Source organism: Burkholderia sp. Tr-20390, from assembly GCF_017104595.1.
Taxonomy (GTDB): domain Bacteria; phylum Pseudomonadota; class Gammaproteobacteria; order Burkholderiales; family Burkholderiaceae; genus Burkholderia.
This window is the reverse complement of record NZ_JAAGPC010000107.1, coordinates 22142-30496: the sequence shown is the minus strand read 5'-3', so window position 1 is coordinate 30496 and position 8355 is coordinate 22142. Positions and strand designations below refer to the sequence as shown.

Annotated in this window: 7 protein-coding genes and 2 pseudogenes; 4 read left to right on the top strand and 5 right to left on the bottom strand. The window is 66.8% G+C overall.

Annotation, left to right across the window (positions count from 1 at the left end):
* Positions 1–488, bottom strand: a pseudogene (locus G3N98_RS39905) (hypothetical protein); the annotation flags it as partial.
* A 3-nt stretch (positions 489–491) separates the two neighbouring features.
* Here G3N98_RS39905 and G3N98_RS25110 point away from each other — a divergent pair.
* A pseudogene (locus G3N98_RS25110) lies at positions 492–1412 on the top strand (OmpW family outer membrane protein); the annotation flags it as partial.
* Positions 1413–1502: 90 nt separating this feature from the next.
* On the top strand, positions 1503–2453 hold the full coding sequence (ppk2, locus tag G3N98_RS25105) for a polyphosphate kinase 2 (protein WP_089442659.1): 951 nt from the start codon (positions 1503–1505) through the stop codon (positions 2451–2453).
* Positions 2454–2508: 55 nt separating this feature from the next.
* Here the strand turns inward: ppk2 and G3N98_RS25100 are convergent, their stop codons facing one another.
* The 3 genes from G3N98_RS25100 to G3N98_RS25090 all read right to left on the bottom strand — a co-directional run bounded on the left by G3N98_RS25100 (position 2509) and on the right by G3N98_RS25090 (position 4761).
* The gene (locus tag G3N98_RS25100; RefSeq protein ID WP_089427679.1) at positions 2509–2799 is read right to left on the bottom strand and encodes an H-NS histone family protein; all 291 of its coding nucleotides are present in this window, start codon (positions 2797–2799) and stop codon (positions 2509–2511) included.
* Between the two features lie 262 nt (positions 2800–3061).
* On the bottom strand, positions 3062–3649 hold the full coding sequence (locus G3N98_RS25095; protein WP_089432569.1) for a YigZ family protein: 588 nt from the start codon (positions 3647–3649) through the stop codon (positions 3062–3064).
* Between the two features lie 254 nt (positions 3650–3903).
* Positions 3904–4761 (bottom strand): LysR family transcriptional regulator, encoded by an 858-nt coding sequence (locus tag G3N98_RS25090; RefSeq protein ID WP_206149495.1) that lies wholly within the window; start codon positions 4759–4761, stop codon positions 3904–3906.
* A 127-nt stretch (positions 4762–4888) separates the two neighbouring features.
* Between G3N98_RS25090 and G3N98_RS25085 the strand changes: the two genes are divergently transcribed.
* Positions 4889–5467 (top strand): DUF4865 family protein, encoded by a 579-nt coding sequence (locus tag G3N98_RS25085; RefSeq protein ID WP_206149494.1) that lies wholly within the window; start codon positions 4889–4891, stop codon positions 5465–5467.
* Entirely contained in the window at positions 5467–5637 is a 171-nt protein-coding gene (locus tag G3N98_RS25080; protein WP_174971639.1) for a hypothetical protein, read from the top strand. Before G3N98_RS25085 ends, G3N98_RS25080 begins: the two co-directional genes overlap by 1 nt.
* A 76-nt stretch (positions 5638–5713) precedes the next feature.
* Here the strand turns inward: G3N98_RS25080 and G3N98_RS25075 are convergent, their stop codons facing one another.
* A complete protein-coding gene (locus G3N98_RS25075; RefSeq protein WP_206149493.1) occupies positions 5714–7915 on the bottom strand; it encodes a glycoside hydrolase family 3 C-terminal domain-containing protein in 2202 nt (733 codons plus the stop codon).
* Positions 7916–8355: the final 440 nt, after the last annotated feature.

Genomic DNA, 8355 nt, shown 5'->3' with positions numbered 1-8355 from the left:
GGCGAGTCGGGCGATGCGCCGCAACCCGACGCCTTACCGGTCACAGCGCGCAAGATCACGCTCGGCCAGCGGACCCGCGGGGCGGGGCGCGCATGTGCGGCCACACGCGAGGATGGCGCGGACGCCAGCGGCTTCGACGACAACAGCGCAGCCGGCGGTTGCGAGCCGGCCGCGACACGCGATGCAACGGCGGATGACGCACCGGCGGGCGATGGCGGCCACGCCGGCCGGATGGCGGACGAACTTGATCCGATCGACCCGGCGCGGCCGCCTGCGGCGATGCGCCGCAACCCGACGCCGTACCGTTCACGGCGCGCAAGATCACGCTCGGCCAGCGGACCCGCGGGGCGGGGCGCGCATGTGCGGCCACACGCGAGGATGGCGCGGACGGCATCGGCTTCGACGACAACGGCGCAGCCGGCGGTTGCGAGCCGGCCGCGACACGCGATGCAACGACGGATGACGCACCGGCGGGCGATGTCGTCCACGCCGACCGGATGCCGTACGAACTGCATCCGATCGACCCGTCGCGGCTGCCCGATCTGCCGGCCGCCCAGGCGCCGCCGCTGCTGACGCAGCTGATGGGCGACGACCGCAACATGGTCGGCCTCGGCTGGCACTTCGTCGGCACGACCGGCCGATCGACGCCGGTGACGACGCACACGGACGCACTCGGGCTGAACAGCTTCCAGAACTCCGGTTCGAGCCTGTCGCTCAGCAATACGAACACGCTGGCTTTCACGTTCACCCACTTTTTCTCGGAGAACTGGGCGGCCGAACTCGGCGCGGGCATTCCGCCGGTGCTGACGCTGCGCGGGCACGGCAGCATCGCGCTGCCGCTCGACCGGATCTTTTCCGGTGTCCAGGGACGCTTTCCGCTGATCGATCTCGCGAACACGCAAAGCAACCCGCTCGCGACCACGCGCGCATGGCTCGGCTCCGTCGTGTTCAAGTACTACCTCGGCGAGCGCGAGGATCGATTCCGCCCGTTCGCGGGCATCGGCATCAGCTATACGCGCTTCACGAACACGAACCTGAATCCCGTGTTCCAGCGCAAGCTCGCGTCGCTCGGCGGGCTGCTCGCGGCGGGCGCGGACATCGGCAGCCTGCAGTCGCTGCTGCTCGACCCGTCGCTGTTCCAGCGCATCTGGGATGCCGGCGGCGACCTGCTGCTGGCGGGCAAGACCAACGTGTCGGCCAAGGTGAAGAGCGTATGGGAGCCGGTGTTCACCGTCGGCGCGAGCTACCAGATCACGCGGCAGTTCTGGATCACCGGCATGGTGACCTATATCCCGTTGCGGACGAAGATTACGCTGGACATCGACCAGCCGAATCGGCAACTCGCATCGAACACGTTCGATATTTCCGCGAACCCCGTGCTGGCCAGCGTGCTGCTCGCGTTCCGCTTCTGACCGGCGCGCCGGCCCCTTTTTTCATGAATTTGACGCGTGACACTGGGATAATGTCAGCGTTTGGCTGCGTCAATGATGGAAGGAGGCCCCATGGGCGACAACGATACCCGTACCGAGACCGACGACCGCACCGATATGGAGTCGATGGAGGCGCGCCAGCGCCGCTTCGAGGAAGATCTGGTCGACGCCTACGACGAAGAGCTCGAGATGGAGCTCGACGATCGCCGCTTCGACGACAGCGACGACCTGCTCTTTTCGCAGGAGCGCCGCGAGGCGCGCAAGCAATATTTCCGCGAACTGTTCCGCCTGCAGGGCGAACTCGTGAAGCTGCAGGACTGGGTCGTGAGCACGGGGCACCGGCTCGTCGTCATTTTCGAGGGGCGCGACGCGGCCGGCAAGGGCGGGGCGATCAAGCGCATCACGCAGCGGCTGAACCCGCGCGTCTGCCGTGTGGCGGCGCTGCCGGCGCCGAACAACCGCGAACGCACGCAATGGTATTTCCAGCGCTATGTCGCGCATCTGCCGGCCGGCGGCGAGATCGTGCTGTTCGACCGCAGCTGGTACAACCGCGCGGGCGTCGAGCGCGTGATGAACTTCTGTACCGACGAGGAATACGAGGAGTTTTTCCGTTCGGTGCCCGAATTCGAGAAGATGCTCGTGCGTAGCGGGATCCAGATCGTCAAGTACTGGTTCTCGATTACCGATCACGAGCAGGAAGTGCGCTTCCAGAGCCGGATCGAGGATCCGCTCAAGCAATGGAAGCTGAGCCCGATGGATCTCGAGAGCCGCCGCCGCTGGGAAGCCTACACGGCCGCGAAGGAAGAGATGCTGCTGCGTACGCACATTCCGGAGGCGCCGTGGTGGGTCGTGCAGGCCGTCGACAAGAAGCGCGCGCGGCTGAACTGCATTCACCACCTGCTGCAGCAAGTGCCGTATCACGAGGTGCCGCACGCACCGATCGACCTGCCGCCGCGTGAGCATCACGAGGATTACATCCGTCGACCGGTGCCGGACAACATGATCGTGCCGGACACGTACTGAGCGGCCGGCGCGGATTCGATGCGATGAAGGGACGCGCCGCGCCACGCGGCGCGCATTACTCCCGGATCAGGAACGCGGTGCGGTCGCGCCCGACGATCCATGCGGGTGCACGGCCGCGGCCGCTCCATGTCGCGCCGGTTGCCGGGTCGCGATACTTCACGCCGACGGTGAACAGCTTCGCGCGATCGCTGTAACCCTGCCCGAAGATTTCCCGCGCGGTCAGCGCGTAGCTCGTGACGAGTTCACGTACCTGCGCCAGCACCGCATTGCGTTCGCGGCTCCGCGCCGCCTTGATGCGCCGATCGAGTTCCGCAAGCTGGGCTTGCAGTGTCTGCACTTGATGCATGCGTCCGTTATCCCGTAGCTGAATTTTGATTATTGGCGACGCGTGACGAACCGCACGTCGGCACACCCGGCCCTGGCGTGCCGACTCGGCCGGTGGCGGTTGCGTGCTGCCTGTGCCGGCCTGCGGATAAAACGTATGCGGCGCGAGTCGCCGGGAACCCGGTGAGATTAAGTGGCAGCGTGCGGTTTTTCTATCGGACGTATCTGATTTTTCGGCGGAATTTGCAGGCAGCGGGAACGACGGGGCGGCCGGTTGCCGCGCGTCACAGATCGGGAAAGCCTGATCGCCCTTGCGTCAGGTCGAACAACTCGGTCCGCGCGTTCGCGTCGGCGGTCTCGGGCAGCTTGATCACGAGCTTGACCGTCATCCCGTACGCGCTGTCCACCAGTTCATAACCCGCCTGTTCGATCCAGCGTCGCACGCGCGCCTCCTCGGGATAGCCGATCTCGATGGCGAGCCGCGTGTAGCGGATGCGCTCGACGCGCTCGGCATCGAGCAGCGCCGACGCGATTGCATCGGTGTACGCGCGCACCAGCCCGCCCGCGCCGAGCTTCACGCCGCCGTAGTAACGGACGACCGCGCCGAGCACACCGTCGAGATCGTGATGACGCAACACTTCCAGGATCGGCCGGCCCGCCGTGCCGGACGGCTCGCCGTCGTCCGACATCCCCGATTGGCCGCCCGCCAGCAATGCCCAGCACACGTGCGTGGCGGCTGGATGTTCGTCACGCAGGCGTTGCAGTGCCTGCATCGCGGCGTCGCGGTCTTCGACGGGAATCGCGTAGGCGATGAAGCGGCTCTTGCGGATCTCGAGTTCCCGGATGTAGGTGGTGGCGAGCGAGTACATCATGCGTCGCGACGGGGAAAGTGTAGGGAAATCAAGATGATGATGGCGTGTCGGTTCTTTGGGGGCTGGCCCGGGCAGGCATGGGTCACCTGCATGAGCGGGATGAAGACGGAATTTTACCGTGGCGCGCGTCGAAGCCTTTCGATGCCGTCAGGGCCCGATCCGGGTGAGGTGCCGGATACGGAATGGCGAAGTGCCACCGTGCATGGTGCGGCAGCGGCCGTTCCAATTTTTTCTCCGATGGTTCAAGCGCGCTGTCACCGCGCGCCGACCGATGACCGCAGCGCCGCGCCCAGCGTGCGCAGCGCCTGCCGGGCCCGCGCATCGGTCAGGTTCGAGTAGAGCACCACGTCGCGCGCCGGCAAGGGCGGCAGCCCGTATCGCGCGCCCACGTCGACCGTCCCGACGGGCGCCACGCGATGTCCGAGCGCGGCGACGGCGAGCCCCGCGGACACCGCCGCGCCGATCGTCGCCACGCCGCCGCCGACGAATACTTCAGTCCACGCGACACCGGCTTCGTCCAGCGCGCCGATCGCCATGTGGCGCACGCTGCACGGCTCGGCCTGCGTCGCGAGCCGCAGCGGTTGCGGCGGATGGTAGTCGAAATCGGTCGCGGCCATCCAGCCGAACGACGCCGACAGCAGGGTTTCCCCATCGAGCCGCCGGCTGTCGTGCTGTAGCGCGACGGCGGCATCGAGCTGGCCGCGATCGAACGCATCGAGCACGTCGCGCGACGCGGCGACCCGGATCTCCAGCACGAGTCCCGGTTCCGCTTCGCTCATGCGCCGAAGCAGCATCGGCAGATCGGCGCCGACGGCATGATGGCTCACGCCGATCACCAGCCGCCGCTGGCCGGCGCCGAACGCGCCGACCGCACCCTGGTGAGCCGCTACGAGCTCGCGCGCGGGTTCCAGGAACGCGGTGCCGTCGGCCGACAGGCGTACCTGCCGCGGCGTGCGTTCCAGCAAACGGCGGCCGAGGCCGTCTTCAAGTCGCTTGATCTTCAGGCTCACCGCGGACTGCGTCGTGTCCATCGCCTCGGCGGCCCGCGTGAAGCTCTTGAGATCGGCGGTCAGCACGAACGCCTGCACGGCTTCGATGTCGAGGGTTTTCATCGTGCACTCATTCATTAAGAAAATGAATCATTGAAATATTCTGCCATCGTCTTTTCAAATGATTCAAGGTCTTCTACGCTGTTATCGAGCCGTTCGGAATCTCCCTTGTCAATCCCAGGAGTCGATCATGCTGACCGCGTACTACGTGCACCGCCTGCCGGCGGACTACGACCTCGACATCATCCGCAATCGCGTGCGCGAGCGCGGCAGGCTCTGGGACGACACGCCGGATCTCGTGTTCAAGGGGTTTCTGCTGCGCGAGGCGGGCCGCTACGGTGCGACGGAAAACGGCTATGCGTCGCTTTATCTGTGGCGCAATGAACAGGCGTTCGCCGGGTTCGTCACGGACGGCCGCTATCGGGTCGTGACGGACAGTTTCGGACGCGCGCCGATCGACGTGCAGGTCGCGCTCGATGCGCGCAAGGGCAGTGCGTCGACGGGGCGCTTCGTGCGGCTGGAAGCCATCGATATTCCGGCGGACGCCGACCTCGATGCGACGCTGGCACAGGAGGTCGAGCGCAATCGCGACGTGGCGGCGCGGCAGGGTACGGCTGCGGCCGCCGTCAGCCTCGATCCGCTGCGCTGGCGGCTGACGCGCGTGCTCGTATCGGAGCACGAACTGGACGCCGGCGGCGCGGGCACGGTGTACCAGGTTTTGCATCTGGCCCGGCCGTTGCTCGATACGCTCGAAGGGAGCGGGGTGTGATGGCCGGCGCTGCGTTCCGATCGCGGGCCGGGCCGGCGGGTGGGGCCTGCGGCCCGGCATCCGCGCGATTGCCGGCCGGCCTGGTGATCGCCGCGCATCTGGCCGGGATGGCGGCGGGGATCGCCGCGATTGCCGCGCTCGCGACGGTGCTGGCGCTGTTGTTCCGGTGAGGTGCGCGTTTGCGGATGAGTGAATACGGAAGCGCCGCGCACGACGCACGCGGCGCTTCCGTTCTTCCTCTACCGCTCAGTGCCCCTGCAACCGGATATCCCGCGACGACGCACCGACGTACACCGTCCCGCCCGGCACCACGCGCCAGCCGTTACGCGACGTATCCCACACGCTCTGCATCCGCGGCGACACGGTTACGTGCACACGCCGCGCCTCGCCCGGATTCAGCCGGATCTTCTCCCAGCCGACCAGCCGCTTCGGCGGTTCGTCCTTGTACGGCACGCCGAGATAGACCTGCGGCGTTTCCGCGCCGGCAACGCGCCCGTCGTTACGCACCGTGAACGCGACGCTCAGCGATCCGTCCCATTGCTTCGACACCGACAGCCCCGAATACGCGAAGTGCGTGTACGACAGCCCGTAGCCGAACTCGAACATCGGCTTGATGTTGTGCGCGTCATACCAGCGATAGCCCATGTTCAGCTTTTCCGCATAGACGGGATCGTTGTCGAACGCACCGTTTTGCCCCCAGGTCGGCGAATCCTGATCGCGCGCCGGGAACGTGACAGGCAGCTTGCCGGACGGATTGACCGCGCCGAACAGCACGTTCGCGATCGCCTTGCCGCCGGCTTCGCCCGGATACCACGCCTCGACGATGGCCGACACGTTGTCCTTCCACGGCATCAGCACCGGATTGCCGCTTTGGACGACGACGATCGTATGCGGATTCGCGCGCGCGACGGCTTCGACGAGCGCATCCTGGTTCGACGGGTTCGCGAGGCTCAGGCTCTGGAGATCACCGAAATCCTCGCCGGCCGGCTGCGCGACCACGACGATCGCGACGTCCGAGCGGCCCGCGAGTGCCGCGGCCTGGTCGATCTCCTGCTGCGTGTACGCGCGGAACGGCGACTGCTGATCGCTGTTGCCGGCATACGTGACCTGCGCGGCCGGCGCGAGCGCACGGATCGCCGCGACGATCGGCACGTCCACCTTCAGCCACGGATTGCGCCACCAGCTGCACCCAGTCGATGACCCGAACGTCAGGCCGCCGCAGCCCGCGAACGATCCCGATACGGGGTCGCGCGTGTTGCCCGAGCCGCCGCCCGACAGCACGGCCGCATCGGCATGGCCGCCGATCACGGCGATACGCGACAGCGCCGACGCGGCGAGCGGCAACTGGTTGCCGTCGTTCTTCAGCAGCACGATCGACTGCTCGGAGGCCGCCTGCGCGAATCGGTTGCCGGCCGCGAAATCGATCGTGCCGCCGCCTTTGGCCGGATCGTCCATCACGCCGACGCGGATCATCACCGCGAGCTTACGGCGCACCATGTCGTCGAGGCGCGCGGTCGACACCGAGCCGTTCGCAATCGCCTGCTTGACCGCCGCCGGCGTCAGGTACACGCTCGGCCCGACGTCTTCTTCCTCGTCGAGCCCGGCGTTGATCGCGGCGGCGGTGCTGTGCGTGGCGCCCCAGTCGGACTGCACCTGGCCCTGGAAGCCCCATTCGTTCTTCAGCACGTCGTTCAGGAGATGGGGGTTCTCGCACGCATAGGTGCCGTTCAGGCGGTTGTAGCTGCACATCACGCTGCCGGGCCGGCCGCGCTTCGCGGCGATCTCGAACGGCAGCAGGTACAGCTCGCGCAGCGTGCGTTCGTCGATCTGCGTGTTGCCGCCCATCCGGCCGTGCTCCTGCTCGTTGCCGGCGTAGTGCTTGATGGTCGCGATGACTTTCTGCCGCTGCGTGGCGAGCGTGCGTTCGGCGAGCAGGTCGCCGGCCAGCAGCGGATCCTCGCCGAGATACTCGAACAGGCGGCCGCCGCGCGGTTCGCGCGCGAGGTTGGTGCCGCCGGCGAGGCCCATGCCGAATCCTTGCGCGCGCAACTGGATCGCGACCTGCTTGCCGTAGTCGTACGACAGGCGGCGATCCCAGCTCGCGGCGACGGCGATCGTCGCGGGGAACGTCGTGCTGGCCTGCGACGTGCTGCCGGAACCGGTCGCCGAATCGACCATGTTCAGGTCGGGAATGCCGAGGCGCGGCACACCCTGGATGTAGCCGGCGCCGCCGCCCGGCACCTTTGACATTTCGTATTGCGAATGAATGAATTGAAGTTTTTCGTCGAGCGTCATCTTGCGCACGAGCAGGTCAGCGCGCCGAACCGCCGCGGCCGACGCGAACGCATCGGTCGCGTCGCCCTGCGCGTTGAAATCGGCGTCGCCCGCGTAGGCGGTGGTGCAGAGGGTCGCTGCCAGCACGACGGCCGGCCAGAGTGTGTCCCGCATGTTGCTCTCCATGATCGTATTGCCGGTTGTTCGGATGATGTCTGGAGCTGCGTACGTCCGGTGGATTCGCACCGGACGCAATTGGCTGGCAATGCTGGGTGGTTGCGCGTCGGCATGCCGGGCCAGGCGGGGAATCGTTACGGCCGGTTGGGCCCGATCGAACATCGAGGGCGGCGACGCGGACCGCCCGACGCTGCCGAATCGGATGTAGCGATTCTCTGCAGCGACCAATCGTACAAATGTAGTTTGACTACAGCATCGGTGTTTCTACCGATACGTGTGATCTTTATTTCGTAGGGGCGCGTAGCGGGGCGGAAAGACGGTCATCGTTCCCGATGGCGGGGTGTGGTCGGGTAAGAAGTACCTGCGAGAAAACGCTTCTGCACAGCGGTCACGTGCCGATGCGTGCGTTCAATTTCGTTGCGTGCGCATCCAACCGT